Raw genomic sequence first — 17,890 nt, 5'->3', positions numbered from 1 at the left:
ACCTCAAAAATATTTTTTTATTCTACGATAGCCACGATATCTTTGGCTGAAAAAATCATATAGTCTACGCCGTCATATTTTACTTCTGAGCCTGCGTATTTTTCAAATAAGACTGTATCGCCCACTTTTACTGGAACCGGTGCTAGTTCTCCATTATCGAGAATACGTCCTTCGCCAACTGCGATCACAGTACCAGTTTGTGGTTTTTCTTTTGCTGCTGAAGCTAGGACAAACCCGCTAGCAGTTGTTTCTTCTTCTTTTGATACTTCGATCAATACACGATCACCTAATGGTTTTAACACGTTTTATCCCTCCAAAAAAATAGGTTTTTTAGTTTTAGCACTCTCTTTAATCGAGTGCTAACTTACACAGATTATATTACTCATTTTTCCATCAGAATGCAAGTTTTTTGAATAATTTTTAAAAATTCATGGAAATAAGATGCTACTTGATTTTTTTGTTATACTACTAATGAAGAAAGGAGGCATTTCATGTCTTTAAAAAAATACAGTACGCTCACGATTTTAACGTATGCTATCTGCTATCTCCTCCCCGCATTTTTTCCAGTTAGTCTTAGTTTGTGGGTCACGTTGATTACGTATATCTTTGGTGCAGTCTTTTTGATTTTGATTTATCTAAAACACGGATTGATCGGATTTGAAAAGCGACCTGCAAATTGGAAACAAATCTTACTTTGGGGAATCGGCGGGATCTTTTTGGCTATTCTAGTTCAAAGTCTAGCAATGCAACTTGAAATCGCTCTATTTGGCGTTCCCGAAGCGTCGAAAAATACGGAACAAATTATTTCACTGGTAAAATCTCAACCCTTCTTTATTTTGGCAGTGACGATCGGTGGACCGATCATGGAAGAATTTGTGTTTCGTCGGGCAATCTTCAGTTCTTTAGCCTCACGCACTCCCGTTTGGTTTGCCATGTGTGTCAGCAGTTTATTGTTTGCGCTCATGCATTTTGATGGCCATCTCATTTTATATGCAGCACTAGGTTTATTCTTTAGTTTTCTCTACATGCGAACTGGCCGCATTTGGACCTCGATTATCAGCCACGTCGGAATGAATACTTTAGTCGTCGTTGGCACGCTATTTCTCACATAAAAAAGACTTGCTCTCCTTTCACCTGATGTCAAAGGAGAGCAAGTCTTTTTTAAATGGCAAATAATTCTGTCGCGCGATCTGGGTCGGTATCGTATAGATGGAAGGCTTCACCGACACCTTTATCGTATTCTTTTAAGGTGGTTTCCATCGTAAGATGCGCTAATTCTTTCAAATTGTTCTCTCGACTCAAATGACCTAGATAGATACGTTTCGTACGATCTCCTAGAAGATCTTTCATCGCAAGCGCACCATCTTCATTGGATAAATGGCCCTTATCGCCTAAGATGCGTTGTTTTAAATTCCAAGGATATGCTCCCATACGCAACATTTGCAGGTCATGATTGCTTTCAATCAAATACGCATCGGCATCTTTTACAATCCCACGCACGCGATCGCTACAATATCCCGTATCCGTTAATACCACAAAAGACTTACCAGCCTTATTAAATTTGTAAAATTGCGGTGCTGCTGCATCGTGAGATACCCCAAAACTTTCAATGTCCAAATCACCCAAAGTGAGCACGCTCTCCATATCAAAAATATGTTTTTGTGCCACATCGACTTTACCGATCAACGGATCCATCGCTTGCCAAGTTTGTTGATTTGCATAGACATCTAAATGATATTTTCGCGCCAAAACGCCTACGCCATGAATATGATCACGATGTTCATGTGTCACTAAAATGGCATCTAAATCTTCAGGCTTACGGTCTACTTCGCTCAATAATGAAGTAATTTTTTTACCACTTAATCCAGCATCGACTAAAATCCGTTTTTGTTCACTTTCAATGTAAAGTGAATTTCCTGAGCTACCGCTTGCTAAAATACTGACTTGAAATGCTTGGTTGGTTTTCATTACGTTTGACCCCTTTTTGTTTCTACTTTACGTAGTATACGCGAAGCACTAATAATTTTCCACCTTGCGAACAGAGGAATTGGTAATAATTCGATTGCTAAACGCATTGACGACTTCTAACTGACGGGAATTGTCTGCTTTTTTGACAGACACGATCCAAGCTGGAATGTACACGTTTTGTCCCCGAACATTTAAAATCAGCGTATAGGCTAGCTGTGCCCATTCGATCGTGGATTTAGCAGGCAAACGATTGTTACTATACAGCGTCGCGATAGCCTCTTTTTCTGTATATAAAGACATCGATTCACGCAGCGGTGTCAAATTACTGACAAACGTTTGGGAGTAATTCGTATTGACATACTCTTCATTTTCTTTAGCAAAATTTAAGATCAATTGACTTGATGGATCATTGATTGGAATTCCTTCATAAGATTGCGTCGCAACGATTTCAATTTTCTCATCAGACAGCGTTGAAAAATTGCGTTGATAGGTGTATTCATCTCCACGCATTACGCTCTTTTTCCAATAGGTTTGACTTGCTGCAACTAAATCTTCTTTTTCCGGTACGATAAATTTGTCCATTGTTTGATGGATTAAGCGTGTGCCATCAAATTTCGTTTCACCATCACTCAACAGCTGGCTATTGTTTTTCTTGATTTCTGTATATAAACTTTGCATCGTAGCAGGTTTTGCACTTAAGTAATATCCAGTCAAACTTTGATCAGATAGTGTTCCTTCGTATCGAATTTCGTCATTTTCTAATCGTTGCTCGATAGGAATTTTTTGACTTTCAGGAGATACGATCATTTGATCACTTTTTGACGCTTGAAAAATATTCAATAAAAAAATATTTACACCTAAAAAGGCGATAAAAAAGATCCACTCGATTCGTTTAAATCCCATTATCGTTCACCTGCACTTTGCTGCAATTGATTGCTTAATGCTTGTTGACTTTGCCATGTATGATCATATTTGATATACCATGTCGGGATCAAATCGACTACATTCGTATCTTTGATATCATTCCACTCATAGCCGATCATAATAGCTGATACTCGGCTAAGATCAAGCCCTTGTGCTTGTAGATCCAATAAAACAGATTTATTAGATGGCAATTGGATGGTTTTATCAGAAGGAATCGGGATTTGGATCGTATTTAAACTTGCTGCGATTTTTACCGCCCATTCATCTCCAGCTTGCGCTTTTTCTGTAAACTGCATCGAGATCAATCCATCGTTATTGTTGCTAAATACTGGAAATCCTTCCACAAAGATCCGATAATTTAATGTATTCTCAAAACGATCTAAAAAGCGTAAGTTTCCGTAATTCATCCCTAGGTTCCGGATATAATCGTAGCTTTTCACATATAAATTATCGTGTACACCTGTGATATCAGTATCTCGATATTCTACTAAACGATTGTCTAACTGTACCGTCATCATTTCAGATTGATCGGTCAGCATCAAATCATTGGTGTCATCACTCAAACTAGCTTCTTGAGGAGAATGGAAGAAACTATCGCGAAATATCGAATACGGCTGTACCGTCGAGATATAGCTGTACAATTTCATTTCAACTGGTTGATCGACTAAATAATGTTGTAAAAGTAAATCAGGTGTAAATTCTACAGCTTGCCAAGCCACTTTATCTTGTTTTAAAATCGTTTGAACTTCGGTTTCATTCAGATTTACTTTTACGATAAGTTCTGATTTTTTAGACGCATCGATAAAATGAAGTGTCTTGGTTTCACTGTTGTAACTCATTTGATCAAACATCAATTCTTTTTCGACTTGTTGTGGTTCTAAGTCTAATTTTAAATCAAAAAGATCGATTGCTTCATTCAATGAGATTCGATTCATAAAAATAAAATCAAATCCATTTTTTACACTCGTTTTTTCGATAAATTCATTGGGAGCCTCATACGTAACTAGTTTAGGCTGTTGCATCTCATTACTGCCCACTTCGCTCAATAACGTTTTGATGATTTGTTCGGAATTCGTTTCATTCGCTTGATCTTCATTGATCCAAACCAATTGTAACGGTAAAAAGACATCCGTTAAACTACGGAAGTTTTTCGTGGTCATTTCACCTTCTGTTGTGATCTCTTTTGTTTGTGGTAGCGTCGCAACAGCTTTCGTTGGATTGAGCCAGATCAAATAAGACAAGTAAAAACTAGTCGCAATGGAGATACACAACGCGAGACGTAAAAGTAGTCGTTGCCATTTCATTCCCACCAATCCTCCTCATACGGTTCATAAGGTAAACTAATAAAAAAGGTCGATCCATAATTTTCTCGACTTTGTGCCCAAATCGAGCCACCATGAGCTTTGATGACTTCACGAGAAATCGCAAGTCCTAAACCAGTACCACCTTGTTGACGTGCTCTAGCTTTGTCCACACGATAAAAACGTGTAAAGATTTTGGTGAGATCGGCTTTCGGGATCCCCAACCCTTGATCACGGATACTTAATAAAATATGGTTATGTGTTTCAGATAGTGAAACCGTGATCGTGCCCCCATCAGGAGAGTATTTGATGGCATTGTTCATAATATTATCGATCACTTGGATCATCCGATCGGCATCGACTTCCATCCACAATTCACGTTGCGTAAACTCACGACGAATGGTATATCGCTTCGTTTGATTGGTAACCATCATATCAAATCGGTTTAAGACAAAATTAACGAGTTCATTAAAATTGACCCATTCTTTTTGCAATTCCGCATTGCCACTATCCATTCGAGATAGATTTAATAAATCATTGATCATGCGGATCATGCGATCAGTTTCATCTAATGTGACTTTTAAAAAATTCGGTGCGATTTCTGGATCTTGCCAAGCTCCTTCGCTTAGTGCTTCGATATAACTACGCATACTCGTTAACGGCGTACGCAATTCATGAGAAACGTTTGAAACGAATTCTCGACGTTCTTGTTCTGTTTTTTCTTGTTCAGTTACGTCATGAATAACCGCAACTAATCCTGAAATAAAGCCAGATTCCCTACGGATCATTGAAAAGTCGACACGTAAAATCAATTGACCCCTTTCGACTGAATCCGATGGTCGTTCGAGCAATAATTCATTTTGATTTTCTAATAAATCGCGCAACGTATAGTCTGCTTCCATTTTCAGCATCGTTAAAATCGAAAGTCCTATCGCTTCTTCTTCTGTTTTTAGATCCAATAACGACAAGGCCATCTCATTGATCGTGATCACTTTTCCTCTACGGTCGGTCGCAATAACACCATCTGTCATATGTGACAATACACTGTTCAATCGATTTCGCTCGGATTCGATTGCTTCTTGCGTTTCTTCGATTCGCTCGGCGAGTTGATTAAAAGTATCCGCTAACTGACCCAGCTCATCTTGAGCATGAATGGCTACCTTACCACTATAGTCACCACGTGCGATGCGAATCGCTTGTTGACGCATTTCACCGATCGGTTGCGTGATCGAACGTGCAATAAATAGTGCAATGATCATCGAGATCCCTGCTGCAATAATAGAAGACGTCACAAAGATCAACGCTGTATTTTTAATTTGTTGGTATTCTTTTTCTAAATCACTTTTGATGTATAAGGCTCCAATCACTGCTTCACCAGAAGGCGATTGGATCGGCTGTACATTGATTTGTACTCGTTTCCCATCTGGATCGACGGTAATAAAACTTTTGGCTGAAAAGTCATCGATATCGCGATAATCGTTTCGCTTGCCGACAGAACTTTGGTCACTAACATCTGTTGTTGCTCGCACAATCCCTTTTTCATCGACAACCCGCATCTCGATGACTTCTGCATTGTCACTATTTTCAAGTAATCGTTGAATCGCGGCATTCGTCGTCGTCTCATCGGTATTGTCTTGTTTACTTAATTCATTGGCCACAACATAGGAAATCGAAGAGGCACTGTTGTTCATATCCGTAATAAAACTATTAATCGTAGAACGTTCCAATCCGCGAATAAAATACGCCCCGATAATCTCGATTGAAATCAACAAAATCAAGATAAATGTCAGGGCGATTTTAAAGTTCACCGACTGGACGAAGCGAACTTTTGTCTTCATATTTTACTTACTCCTGTTCTGGATTGCGTAAATAGTAGCCTACACCACGGCGAGTCACTAAATAGTTTGGATGACTCGGATTGTCTTCAATTTTTTCACGTAAACGTCTGACCGTTACATCAACAGTACGAACGTCACCAAAATAATCGTATCCCCAAACCGTTTGCAATAAATGTTCTCTGGTCATCACTTGCCCGATATGTTTGGCAAGATAATGCAATAGCTCAAACTCACGGTGGGTCAGTTCAATCGCTTCGTTGTGTTTGGTTACCATATACGCTTCTGGATGGATCGTTAAATCCCCAATGCTCAATTCTGCATTTGCAGGCTCTTCAGCTTCTTTGGCACTCGTTGCTCCACGACGTAAATTTGCTTTTACACGTGCCACGAGTTCTCGATTAGAAAATGGTTTGGTCACATAATCATCAGCACCAAGTTCTAAACCAAGTACTTTATCGATCTCAGAATCTTTTGCTGTCACCATAATGATCGGCATATCGTATGTTTTTCGGACTTCTCGTGCCACTTCTAAGCCATCCATTTTAGGTAACATTAAATCTAAAAGAATTAAATCAGGTTCGACTTCACGCACTTTTTCAAGTGCTTCTTCTCCATCATATGCGGTAAATACTTCATACCCTTCTTTATTCAAATTGAATTTAACGATATCTGAAATTGGTTTTTCATCGTCCACAACCAAGATTTTTTTCATATTGGCCACCTCTTTTTTCTTTCCGTTTACTTTATCTGTTCCATTATACAATATTTTGACTTGGGTTTCATCTTTACATAAAAAAAGAGCCTATTGGTTTGGGGAACCAATAGGCCGGAGTAAAAATGAAAAAGTGTTAGGGTTGTCTTTAATAAGACTTTGTTGGTATAAATAGACTATACCAATTAATTATGAATAAAGTATGAACAATTTCCTCGCTTTTACTTAAGGCTTCTTCTTTTCTAACTCGATTTGTTCAGACAATCGTTTGACCAAGTGAGTCAATTCATCGACTTGTTTCGTTAATTGATGCAATTGCGTTTCTTCTAATTCTTCTTGAGCATCACTTTCTGTATCGTGTTGTTTGGTTTGTTTATCTTTAAAATAATTGGTGATCGTAGACGTCAACATCCCGATAAATCCAATCCCAAATACCATCGTAATCGATGCAATCACTCTTCCCCAAGGGGTTTGAGGTACGATATCCCCATATCCGACTGTCGTCATCGTCACAATACTAAACCAAATACTGTCCACGTAGCTAATATTTTCCACGATACTATAAAAGCCACTTCCTACAAAAACGATGCATGCACTCGCATAGAGCGCGTAAATAAATCCATTACGATATAAAATACTATTTTTATTTTGACCAAGTTTTGCTAAAAGATTAATAATTCGAAAAATTCGATTGGCTCTTGATAAAATGCCAATGTTTAGTAAATTTAAAGGAACAATCGCCAGTAAATTAAATATATTGTCGATCATATACCGCCGTTTTTTAGGCGCGCGGACAAATCCAATGATGTAGCTGATGGTAAAAATCAGTAAAATCAGTTGATCAAGATAGACATAGGGCGCTTGGTTGATATCGATCATGCCAGCTAAACTCAATACAAAAAGCGCAATCCAAAATAAAGTTAGCATAAAATCACAAAATACATATAACTTATGTAAACGTTTTTTCATCATGGGTGTATCACATCCAACTTTCGATTTTTAGCCCCTAGCTCCCCTTTTGATATAGTATAGCACAAAAAAAAGAGAATGCGCATCTCGTCTTCGAAACGTCCGAAGACGCCGACAAGATACCATTCTCATGGGTTTGGCACCCATGGGACGTGAGGGGTTCGAACCCACGACCCGCTGATTAAGAGTCAGCTGCTCTACCAACTGAGCTAACGTCCCTAAAATGAATACTCGCTTATCTTACACCTCTGTTTTGAAAAAGTCAATTGTTGCTTACACTTTTTATAACATAAATTATTCTACTAATAATAGTAGGAAAAATATTTTAAATCGTTATTTTATTTATAGATAAAGTCATTTTTTTTAAATCCTCTCGATTGAAGTGATGTTATTATTTCTATATCTATAGGAAAAATCTGTTGTGTGATCACTCTTGTAACTGCTTGTATGTTATCCAAACACGAATGAAATCAAAAAGATCCTAATTAAAATTATCGTTTTCCTGTTGTCAAGCAAAAATCGTGTTTTCACGGAAAATAAATCCCTATTTTTTTAGTATCTTTTGGTTCCTTTTTACTCAATTTTATGATTAAATGGAATATGTCGGATCGTTTCAAATTGATTATTTTCATCGCCGATTCAATCTTGTTCAATTCAAATTTTTATCTGTTATCTATCGATTGAACAAACCGCATAACATATACAACAAACAAGCCGAAACACAAGTTATTGTGTTTCTTTTTTATTTCAAACACAATATCTAGTGTTTTGAGGTTGACTTTCCTAAAAAGTTCGACTAAAATTCTCTATAACAACTACTAGAAAATTCCCCAGGAGGAGACAATTATGAACGTTAAATTATTCTCAAAAAACAATTGCATGCAGTGTAAAATGGCGAAACGCTTTTTGACACAAAACAATGTTTCATTTGAAGAAATCAATATCGATACTCAACCAGAATATATCGATATTTTAAAAGAACAAGGATTCCAAAGTGTACCCGTTGTCACTTCTGATAACAGTTCAGCGATTATCGGTTTCCGTCCTGATCAATTAAAACAATTAGCTAGCTAATTTTCTTGATTTTTTATCTGTTGGATTTGTCGGTCGTACGACTACAAGTCCATCTTTTTTATTTTATTTTACGTAAAGGTGTGTGTATCCATGAGTTTATACTCTTTAAACGATGTTAGTTATTTTAAACTAAATAACGAAATCAACCGACCTGTAAATGGTCAAATCCCCTTGCATAAAGACAAAGAAGCACTAGCTGCATTTTTAAAAGAAAATGTGGAACCCAATACTAAAACTTTTTCTTCAATTAAAGAAAAAGTCGACTTTTTAATCGAAGAAGACTATTTAGAAGAAGAATTCTTAGCTAAATACTCATCTGAATTCATCGAACAACTCTACACCTTTTTAGATGAACAACAATTTACGTTTAAATCATTTATGGCCGCGTATAAATTCTATTCGCAATATGCTTTAAAAACAAATGATGGCGCCTATTATTTAGAATCTTATGAAGATCGTGTGGCCTTTAACGCCTTATACTTTGCAGATGGCAATGAAGAGCTTGCACTTGCGTTAGCCGATGAAATGATTCATCAACGTTATCAACCGGCAACTCCTTCTTTCTTAAATGCTGGTCGTAAACGTCGTGGAGAATTAGTGTCGTGTTTCTTGATCCAATTAACTGACGACATGAACTCGATCGGTCGTGGAATCAACTCGGCTCTACAACTTTCTCGTATCGGTGGTGGTGTGGGAATCACGCTGTCGAACCTACGTGAAGCGGGTGCGCCGATCAAAGGATATGAAGGGGCAGCAAGCGGCGTGATGCCGGTTATGAAATTGTTTGAAGATAGCTTTAGCTACTCAAACCAATTAGGTCAACGTCAAGGTGCTGGTGTCGTGTATTTAAACGTCTTCCACCCAGATATCATGGCCTTCTTATCTGCGAAAAAAGAAAATGCCGATGAAAAAATTCGTGTCAAAACATTATCTCTAGGTGTCTTAGTACCCGATAAATTTTACGAATTAGCCCGTAAAAATGAAGACATGTATTTATTTAGTCCTTACAGTGTCGAACGTGAATATGGACAACCCTTCTCTTATATCGACATTACGGAAAAATACGACGAATTGGTTCAAAATCCACGTATCCGCAAAACAAAAATCAAAGCACGTGAATTAGAAAATGAATTGTCTAAATTACAACAAGAATCAGGTTATCCTTATATCATCAACGTAGATACCGCCAATCGCGCGAATCCTGTTGCAGGTAAAATCATTATGAGTAACTTGTGTTCAGAAATTTTACAAGTTCAAGAACCTTCTGCGATCAACGGCAAGCAAGAATATGAAGTATTAGGTACCGACATTAGTTGTAACTTAGGCTCAACGAATATTGTGAACTTAATGGATAGTCCCGACTTTGGTCGCTCTGTTCGTACAATGACACGTGCGTTGACCTATGTAACCGATGCCTCTGATATTGATGTCGTCCCTTCGATCCAAAATGGAAATAGCTTAAACCATACGATCGGTCTTGGCGCAATGGGTCTACACACTTACTTTGCCAAAAACCAAATGGAATACGGTTCAAAAGATTCTCTAGAATTTACTGATATCTATTTCATGTTGTTAAACTACTGGACGTTGATGGAAAGTAATCAAATCGCCAAAGAACGTAACGAAAGCTTCCATAATTTTGAACAATCAAAATATGCGGACGGCTCTTACTTCACACCTTATATCGAAGCCGATTATCAACCAAAATCAGCTAAAGTAAAAGCTTTATTTGAAGGAATTCATATCCCTACTGGTGACGATTGGAAAGCTTTATCTGAAGCGATCCAAAAAGATGGCTTATACCATCAAAACCGTTTAGCCGTTGCGCCAAATGGTTCGATCTCTTATATCAATGATACAAGTGCTAGCTTACATCCGATCACACGTTTGATTGAAGAACGTCAAGAAAAGAAAATCGGTAAGATCTACTATCCAGCGGCACATTTATCAAATGATACGATCGGCTACTATAAATCAGCATACGATATGGATATGCGTAAAGTCATCGACGTCTACGCGACTGCACAACGTCATATCGACCAAGGCATGAGTATGACACTCTTCATGCGTTCAGATATTCCTGAAGGCTTGTATGAATGGAAAACAACGACTAAACAAACGACACGTGACTTAAATATTTTACGTCACTATGCGTTCCATAAAGGCATCAAATCGATCTATTATGTACGTACTTTTACAGACGATGCAGAAGAAATCGGCAGTAACGATTGTGAGAGTTGTGTGATCTAATCACGCACTCTCTCTTTTAATGAAAGCAAGGAGGACTACTTATGTCTGAGACTTACTATAAAGCAATAAACTGGAATGCGATCGAAGATATCATCGATAAATCAACTTGGGAAAAATTGACCGAACAATTTTGGTTGGATACGCGTATCCCCTTATCAAATGATCTAGATGATTGGCGTAAACTAAGCGCTGAAGAAAAAGAACTTGTAGGCTATGTCTTTGGTGGGTTAACACTTTTAGATACACTCCAATCTGAAAATGGAATGGATGAATTGAAAAAAGACGTGCGCACCTCTCATGAAGAAGCAGTATTAAACAATATCCAATTTATGGAATCTGTCCATGCTAAAAGCTATTCTTCAATCTTTAGTACGTTAAATACCAAAGCTGAGATCGACAATATCTTTGAATGGACGAATACCAATCCTTATTTACAGAAAAAAGCAGAACGAATCAACGAGATCTACAAAAACGGTACGCCTCTAGAGAAAAAAATCGCCAGTGTTTTTCTAGAAACCTTCTTATTCTATTCTGGTTTTTATACACCACTGTATTATCTTGGAAACAATAAACTAGCAAACGTTGCGGAAATCATTAAATTGATCATCCGTGATGAATCAGTTCATGGCACGTATATCGGCTATAAATTCCAATTAGGCTTTAATGAACTTCCTGAAGAAGAACAAGCAAGCTTAAAAGATTGGATGTATGATCTATTATATGAATTATACGAAAACGAAGAAAAATATACTGAGCAATTATATGATGGAATTGGTTGGACAGAAGAAGTCAAAACCTTCTTACGTTACAATGCCAATAAAGCCTTGATGAATCTTGGTCAAGATCCTTTATTCCCAGATGGCGCAAGTGATGTCAATCCGATCGTCATGAACGGGATCTCTACTGGAACAAGTAACCATGACTTCTTCTCACAAGTCGGAAACGGCTATCTATTAGGTAGTGTCGAAGCGATGCAAGAAGACGATTATTTGATCGGAATGGACTAAATATAAGAAAAAGCAGTTTCTCATGAGAGAAGCTGCTTTTTTTATCCACTAAACGTCAAATAAAAAAAAGCTCTCCTTTTTCAAGGAAAGCTTTTTTACAATCAAAATTATTCTGCAGCGTTTTGATCTTTGAGACCGTATTTTTTGTTGAAACGATCCACACGTCCGTCCGCTTGCGTGAATTTTTGACGTCCAGTATAGAATGGATGAGAGTCAGAAGTTACTTCGACACGGATTACTGGGTAAGTGTTTCCGTCTTCCCATTCCATAGTTTCTTGTGAGTGTTTAGTAGAACCTGACAAGAATGTGAAACCTGTAGTTGAGTCTAAGAAGACTACTGGATGGTAATCTGGATGAATATCTTTTTTCATTATGCTTTTCTCCTTTGCCCTGAGTCATGTGCTGAATCAGAGTTATTTGTTTTAATACAACAAGAGTATCTTATCATTTTTTTACTGAATTAGCAATTATCTTTTTTTAGTTTTTGCATTTTTTTCTGTAAACGTGACATCCTTAAAAGCTTGTAATAAGGCCTCGTTCGTTGGCGTTTTTTTCATGAACCGTACGAACTGTTCAGTGTATTCTAACGAGTCACCTTGCATTTGATTGCGAATACGCCACGTTTCTTCTAATTGTCCTTCTGACATCAAAAGTTCTTCTTTACGTGTGCTTGAGCGTTTCAAATCGATAGCTGGGAAAATACGGCGTTCAGCTAATTGACGTGACAATTGCAATTCCATATTTCCTGTTCCTTTGAACTCTTCATAAATGACGTCATCCATTCGACTGCCGGTATCCACTAAGGCAGTCGCAATAATCGTCAAACTGCCGCCTTCTTCGATATTACGAGCAGCACCAAAGAATTTTTTCGGACGATACAACGCAGCTGGATCGATCCCGCCACTTAACGTTCGTCCACTTGGTGGTGACACTAAGTTATACGCACGCGCTAGACGTGTGATACTATCCATTAAAATCACGACATCGCGCTTATCTTCGACTAGACGCATCGCACGTTCTAAAACGAGTTCAGAGACACGTGTATGATTACTTGGTTGCAAGTCAAAAGTCGACGATACGACATCGCCTTTAACACTGCGTTCAAGATCCGTCACTTCTTCTGGTCGCTCGTCGATCAAAAGCACGATCAATTCGACATCTGGGTGATTTTCGGTGATTCCACTGGCGATTTCTTTTAAAATACTCGTTTTCCCAGCTTTAGGTGGTGCTACGACCAATCCACGTTGTCCAAAACCGATTGGCGCAAAAAGATCGATCATTCGAGAAGATAGTCGTCCTTTTGTGGTTTCAAGTGTTAACTTACGATTTGGATAAAGTGGCGTTAATGCTGGAAAATGAGGACGCTGTTTTGCTTCTTCGGGATTTTTCCCATTGACGCTATCGACATGCATCAAACCATAATAGCGCTCCGATTCTTTTGGCGGACGCGCTTTTCCTGCGACTTTGTCTCCATTACGCAAGCCAAAACGGTTGATTTGTGAAGACGAGATATAGATGTCTTCCGCACTTGGCCCATAGTTGATTGGACGCAAGAAGCCATAGCCATCTTGTCCAATAATATCTAAGATCCCTTCAACTAAAAAGAATCCTTGCTTTTCTGCTTGTGCCCGAATCACCGCTAATGCTAGTTCTTTCTTATTCATTTGACTATAATACGGAATTTTAAATTGTTTTGCATATGTGTAAATTTCTTTTAACGTTTTATGCTCTAATTCTGAAATCGTTAAATAATCTGCCATCCTACTTAGTCCTCAATCATTTCTATCTGTGCGCCTAAATCCGTCAACTTCTCAACAATATGGTCATATCCGCGTAAAATGTGTTCCACATTTCGGATCGTCGTTTGACCTTCAGCCATCAATCCTGCAATCACTAAACAAGCACCTGCGCGCAAATCACTTGCGGCAACTTCTGCTCCTTTTAGTTGTGCAGGCCCGGTTAAAAGCATCAGATTGCCTTCAATAGAGACATCTGCTCCCATACGAGCAAGTTCTGGAATATGATTGACACGTTTTTCATAGATCGTATCGGTTACTTGAGAATTTCCGTTAGCTTTTAGTAACAATGGTGTGATCGGTTGTTGCAAGTCTGTTGCAAAACCTGGATAAGGGAATGTTTTCACATTGACTGGTTTTAGATCTGTTGATTCGTGGACATAGATCGAATCTTCTCCAATATCCATTTTAACACCCATTTCCGCTAATTTAGAAAGATAGCTTTCTAAATGTTCATGGATCACATTTTGGACTTTGATTCCTTTTCCGACAGCTGCCGCCATTGAAATATATGTTCCCGCTTCAATCCGATCTGGAATGATTCCATGGGTACAGCCGTGTAAAGCGTCCACTCCTTCGATGCGGATCATATCGGTTCCGGCCCCTTTGATGTTTGCACCCATTTTATTTAATAGATTCGCTACATCGATGATTTCCGGTTCACGAGCCGCATTTTCTAAAATCGTTTTCCCTTTTGCTTTCACGGCTGCTAGCATGATATTGATCGTCGCTCCAATAGATACCATATCTAAAAAGATGTGGGTTCCATTTAAACCATTTTCAGTTGTTTTCAAATACATCGCTCCGTGCTCATTTTTCACATCCGCACCTAGCGCTTCAAAGCCTTTGATATGCAAGTCGATTGGTCGTGGTCCTAAATAGCATCCGCCAGGTAATCCAACGACTGCTTCACCAAATTTACCTAATAATGCGCCCATAAAATAATACGACGCACGGAAACTATTGATTTTGCCAGTTGGCATGGGGATAGAGACAATTTCCGTTGGATCGATGGTCAGTTCGTGGTCGACAAATGACGTTTTTACGCCCATAATTTCTAATATTTCAATTAAAGAATGAACATCTTGAATATCTGGTACACCTTTTAATACAACCGGAGAGTCTGCCAAAACAGCCGCGGGAATCAATGCAACTGCACTATTTTTCGCGCCACTGATGGTAATCTCACCAGTTAGTGGTCGATTGCCATGTATCACTATTTTTTTCATTTTATATTCACCTATGCTTTACGTTCTTTCTGCGTCATTGTGACGCATCGTTCATTATTTTACCATAGATTAGGCGAAAAAAAAAGATGACTAGCCTAGGCTAGTCATCAATCATATGGTCTTATTTAGCTTTTCCAGCTGAACCGAACCAGTCAATATGTTCTTCACAATCTTTAACAATTGCAGCTTTACCTGGAGCTAATAATTTACGAGGGTCAAATCCTTTACCTTCTAAATCTTTACCAGCTTCAATGTATTCGCGAGTTGCTTTTGCAAATGACAATTGGAATTCAGTGTTTACGTTTACTTTAGAAACACCCATTTTGATTGCTTTTTCGATTTGATCTTGAGGAATACCAGATCCACCATGTAATACTAATGGTACATCTTGTCCAACAGCTTCAGCGATCGCTTGTAAGTGATCAAATGCTAAACCAGTCCAGTTTTCAGGGTATACACCGTGAATGTTACCGATTCCGCAAGCTAAGAAGTCGATTCCTGTTTCTACCATTTTTACACACTCGTCGATGTCTGCTAATTCACCAGTACCGATGATTCCATCTTCTTCTCCACCGATTGAACCAACTTCACACTCTACAGAGATTCCTTTAGCGTGAGCTTTTTCAACTACATCTTTAGCAAGACGTACGTTTTCTTCAAATGGTAAGTGAGAACCATCAAACATTACAGAAGTGTAGCCTACTTCGATACATTCTAATGCATCTTCATAAGAACCATGGTCTAAATGTAGTACCACTGGAACAGTGATATTCATTGATTCGATTAAATCTTTCACCATGTTTACAACTAATTTGTAACCACCCATGTATTTTGCAGCACCCATTGAAGTTTGGATTAATACAGGTGCTTGTTTTGCTTCAGCAGCTTCTAGAATCGCTTGAGTCCATTCTAGGTTGTTTGTGTTGTACGCGCCTACTGCATAGCCGCCTTCGCGAGCTGCTTTGAAAACTTCAGTTCCTGATACTAATGGCATAATTTTTCCTCCTAAATTTAAAAACGCATTATTTGTTAAGTTTAACTTAACCAACATTGATATTTTAGCAAATTTTCCCTTTATTTCCAAGTAAAACTATCAAAATAAAAGGAGAATCTCAAAAAGATCCTCCTTTTTCGTAAAATTATGCTTCTTCGATCGCTGCACCCACGAATGCTTTGATCAAGCTTTGTGGACGATTTGGACGTGAAATCAATTCTGGATGGAATTGACAGCCGACAAAGAATTTATTTTCTGGGATTTCGACGATTTCCACTAAACGGTTATCTGGAGAAACACCTGAGAAAACTAATCCATGTTGTTCGAATAATTCACGGTATTTATTGTTGAATTCATAACGGTGACGATGACGTTCTTGAACGACTTCTTGGTTATTGTAAGCCGCAGCTGTCTTCGTTCCTTTTTTCAATTTACATGGGTATAGACCTAAACGTAAAGTCCCACCTAGGTTTTCTACATTTTCTTGATCCGCCATCAAATCGATGATGTTGTTTTTCGTACCTGGAACGGTTTCTGCAGAATTGGCATCTTCTAGACCAACTACGTTACGGGCAAACTCGACACACGCCATTTGCATTCCCAAACAGATTCCTAAGAATGGGATATCGTTTTCACGTGCATAGCGCGTTGCTTCGATTTTCCCTTCGATTCCACGATCACCAAATCCACCAGGGACTAAGATTCCATCCACACCACTTAAAGCCGCATCGATATTTTCTGGTGTTAAGTCTTGTGCTTTGATCCATTTTAGATCGATATCGGCATCATAAGCAAATCCAGCATGTTTCAATGACTCGACTACTGAAAGATACGCATCTTGTAATTCCACGTATTTTCCAACTAATCCGATCGTTACTTTTTTGCTTAAGTTTTGTACTTTGTGTTCCAATTCGCGCCATTCGGTCATATCTGCTTCTGGAGCATCTAATTTCAAATGATCACATACGATTTGGTCCATTTTTTGTGCTTGTAGATTTAACGGGATAGAGTACAATGTTTCTACGTCACGAGACTCGATAACAGCTTCTGGTGACACATCACAAAATTGTGCCAATTTGTTTTTAATATCTTGAGAAACAGGTTCTTCAGAACGCACGACTAAGATATTTGGTTGGATCCCTAATCCACGTAATTCTTTTACGCTATGTTGTGTTGGTTTAGTTTTCATTTCGCCTGCGGCTTTTAAGATTGGCAATAGAGTTGTGTGGATATACATTACGTTATCAGAACCTACATCAGCTTTCATTTGACGTAATGCTTCTAAAAATGGCAATGATTCGATATCTCCTACTGTTCCACCAACCTCAGTAATGATCACATCAGAGTCTGTCATGGTAGCAGCACGCATGATTTTTTCTTTGATTTCGTTCGTAATGTGTGGAATTACTTGGACAGTTGCGCCTAAGTATTCTCCTTTACGCTCTTTACGCAATACTTCAGAATAAATCTTACCTGTTGTTACGTTTGAATATTTGTTCAAATTGATGTCGATAAAACGCTCGTAGTGACCAAGGTCTAAGTCCGTTTCTGCACCATCGTCTGTTACAAATACTTCTCCATGTTGATATGGACTCATTGTTCCTGGATCCACGTTGATATATGGATCGAATTTTTGGATCGTCACTTTTAAGCCACGGTTTTTTAACAAGCGACCTAAAGATGCTGCTACGATTCCTTTACCGATTGAAGAAACCACTCCACCAGTTACAAAAATATATTTTGTCATAAATTGAAAAACTCCTTTGTCTCTATATTTCGCAGGTGAAAGCGATAAAAATAAAATATCGCTCCCTATTCGTTTGATGGA

The 17,890-nt window shown here is 38.3% G+C and carries 16 protein-coding genes and 1 tRNA gene; 4 read left to right on the top strand and 13 right to left on the bottom strand.

The genetic code is table 11. From position 1 onward, the window contains the following. Positions 1 to 17 precede the first annotated feature (17 nt). Positions 18 to 302: a co-chaperone GroES gene (gene groES / locus I573_RS06190; RefSeq protein WP_016185888.1), complete on the bottom strand. Its 285-nt coding sequence runs from the start codon at positions 300 to 302 to the stop codon at positions 18 to 20. Positions 303 to 491: 189 nt separating this feature from the next. Here groES and I573_RS06185 point away from each other — a divergent pair, with 189 nt between their 5' ends. Continuing rightward, the gene (locus tag I573_RS06185; protein WP_016185889.1) at positions 492 to 1,112 is read left to right on the top strand and encodes a CPBP family intramembrane glutamic endopeptidase; all 621 of its coding nucleotides are present in this window, start codon (positions 492 to 494) and stop codon (positions 1,110 to 1,112) included. Between the two features lie 49 nt (positions 1,113 to 1,161). Here the strand turns inward: I573_RS06185 and I573_RS06180 are convergent, their stop codons facing one another. The 7 genes from I573_RS06180 to I573_RS06150 form a co-directional block, all read right to left on the bottom strand. After that, positions 1,162 to 1,968: an MBL fold metallo-hydrolase gene (locus I573_RS06180; protein WP_016185890.1), complete on the bottom strand. Its 807-nt coding sequence runs from the start codon at positions 1,966 to 1,968 to the stop codon at positions 1,162 to 1,164. A gap of 48 nt (positions 1,969 to 2,016) precedes the next feature. Further along, a complete protein-coding gene (locus I573_RS06175) occupies positions 2,017 to 2,871 on the bottom strand; it encodes a two-component system regulatory protein YycI (RefSeq protein ID WP_016185891.1) in 855 nt (284 codons plus the stop codon). Beyond that, entirely contained in the window at positions 2,871 to 4,196 is a 1,326-nt protein-coding gene (locus I573_RS06170; protein ID WP_016185892.1) for a YycH family regulatory protein, read from the bottom strand. Before I573_RS06170 ends, I573_RS06175 begins: the two co-directional genes overlap by 1 nt. After that, positions 4,193 to 6,031 (bottom strand): cell wall metabolism sensor histidine kinase WalK, encoded by a 1,839-nt coding sequence (gene walK, locus I573_RS06165; protein ID WP_016185893.1) that lies wholly within the window; start codon positions 6,029 to 6,031, stop codon positions 4,193 to 4,195. Before walK ends, I573_RS06170 begins: the two co-directional genes overlap by 4 nt. A 7-nt stretch (positions 6,032 to 6,038) precedes the next feature. After that, on the bottom strand, positions 6,039 to 6,743 hold the full coding sequence (gene yycF, locus I573_RS06160) for a response regulator YycF (RefSeq protein WP_016185894.1): 705 nt from the start codon (positions 6,741 to 6,743) through the stop codon (positions 6,039 to 6,041). A gap of 225 nt (positions 6,744 to 6,968) precedes the next feature. Next, positions 6,969 to 7,715 carry a potassium channel family protein gene (locus I573_RS06155; protein WP_016185895.1) on the bottom strand — a complete coding sequence of 249 codons (747 nt, stop codon included), beginning with the start codon at positions 7,713 to 7,715 and terminating at the stop codon, positions 6,969 to 6,971. Positions 7,716 to 7,858: 143 nt separating this feature from the next. Then, positions 7,859 to 7,931, bottom strand: a tRNA-Lys gene (locus I573_RS06150). A 627-nt stretch (positions 7,932 to 8,558) separates the two neighbouring features. On the opposite strand from I573_RS06150, the gene nrdH reads away from it, so the two are divergent. The 3 genes from nrdH (at position 8,559) to nrdF (ending at position 12,043) form a co-directional block, all read left to right on the top strand. Then, positions 8,559 to 8,786, top strand: coding sequence for a glutaredoxin-like protein NrdH (gene nrdH, locus I573_RS06145; protein ID WP_016185896.1), 228 nt, complete (start codon positions 8,559 to 8,561; stop codon positions 8,784 to 8,786). Between the two features lie 90 nt (positions 8,787 to 8,876). After that, the gene (nrdE, locus tag I573_RS06140; RefSeq protein ID WP_016185897.1) at positions 8,877 to 11,036 is read left to right on the top strand and encodes a class 1b ribonucleoside-diphosphate reductase subunit alpha; all 2,160 of its coding nucleotides are present in this window, start codon (positions 8,877 to 8,879) and stop codon (positions 11,034 to 11,036) included. Positions 11,037 to 11,077: 41 nt separating this feature from the next. Beyond that, on the top strand, positions 11,078 to 12,043 hold the full coding sequence (nrdF, locus tag I573_RS06135) for a class 1b ribonucleoside-diphosphate reductase subunit beta (protein ID WP_016185898.1): 966 nt from the start codon (positions 11,078 to 11,080) through the stop codon (positions 12,041 to 12,043). A 107-nt stretch (positions 12,044 to 12,150) separates the two neighbouring features. Here nrdF and I573_RS06130 read toward each other — a convergent pair whose 3' ends face one another. The 5 genes from I573_RS06130 to I573_RS06110 all read right to left on the bottom strand — a co-directional run bounded on the left by I573_RS06130 (position 12,151) and on the right by I573_RS06110 (position 17,809). Further along, positions 12,151 to 12,414: a type B 50S ribosomal protein L31 gene (locus I573_RS06130; protein WP_016185899.1), complete on the bottom strand. Its 264-nt coding sequence runs from the start codon at positions 12,412 to 12,414 to the stop codon at positions 12,151 to 12,153. 96 nt (positions 12,415 to 12,510) lie between these two features. Next, on the bottom strand, positions 12,511 to 13,803 hold the full coding sequence (gene rho, locus I573_RS06125; RefSeq protein ID WP_016185900.1) for a transcription termination factor Rho: 1,293 nt from the start codon (positions 13,801 to 13,803) through the stop codon (positions 12,511 to 12,513). 5 nt (positions 13,804 to 13,808) lie between these two features. Continuing rightward, on the bottom strand, positions 13,809 to 15,068 hold the full coding sequence (locus I573_RS06120; RefSeq protein WP_016185901.1) for a UDP-N-acetylglucosamine 1-carboxyvinyltransferase: 1,260 nt from the start codon (positions 15,066 to 15,068) through the stop codon (positions 13,809 to 13,811). A gap of 121 nt (positions 15,069 to 15,189) precedes the next feature. Beyond that, positions 15,190 to 16,062: a class II fructose-bisphosphate aldolase gene (locus I573_RS06115; RefSeq protein WP_016185902.1), complete on the bottom strand. Its 873-nt coding sequence runs from the start codon at positions 16,060 to 16,062 to the stop codon at positions 15,190 to 15,192. 145 nt (positions 16,063 to 16,207) lie between these two features. After that, on the bottom strand, positions 16,208 to 17,809 hold the full coding sequence (locus tag I573_RS06110) for a CTP synthase (RefSeq protein WP_016185903.1): 1,602 nt from the start codon (positions 17,807 to 17,809) through the stop codon (positions 16,208 to 16,210). Between the last annotated feature and the right edge of the window lie 81 nt (positions 17,810 to 17,890).

It is taken from the genome of Enterococcus sulfureus ATCC 49903 (genome assembly GCF_000407605.1).
GTDB lineage: Bacteria > Bacillota > Bacilli > Lactobacillales > Enterococcaceae > Enterococcus_G > Enterococcus_G sulfureus.
This window is presented reverse-complemented; position numbering and strand designations above follow the sequence as displayed.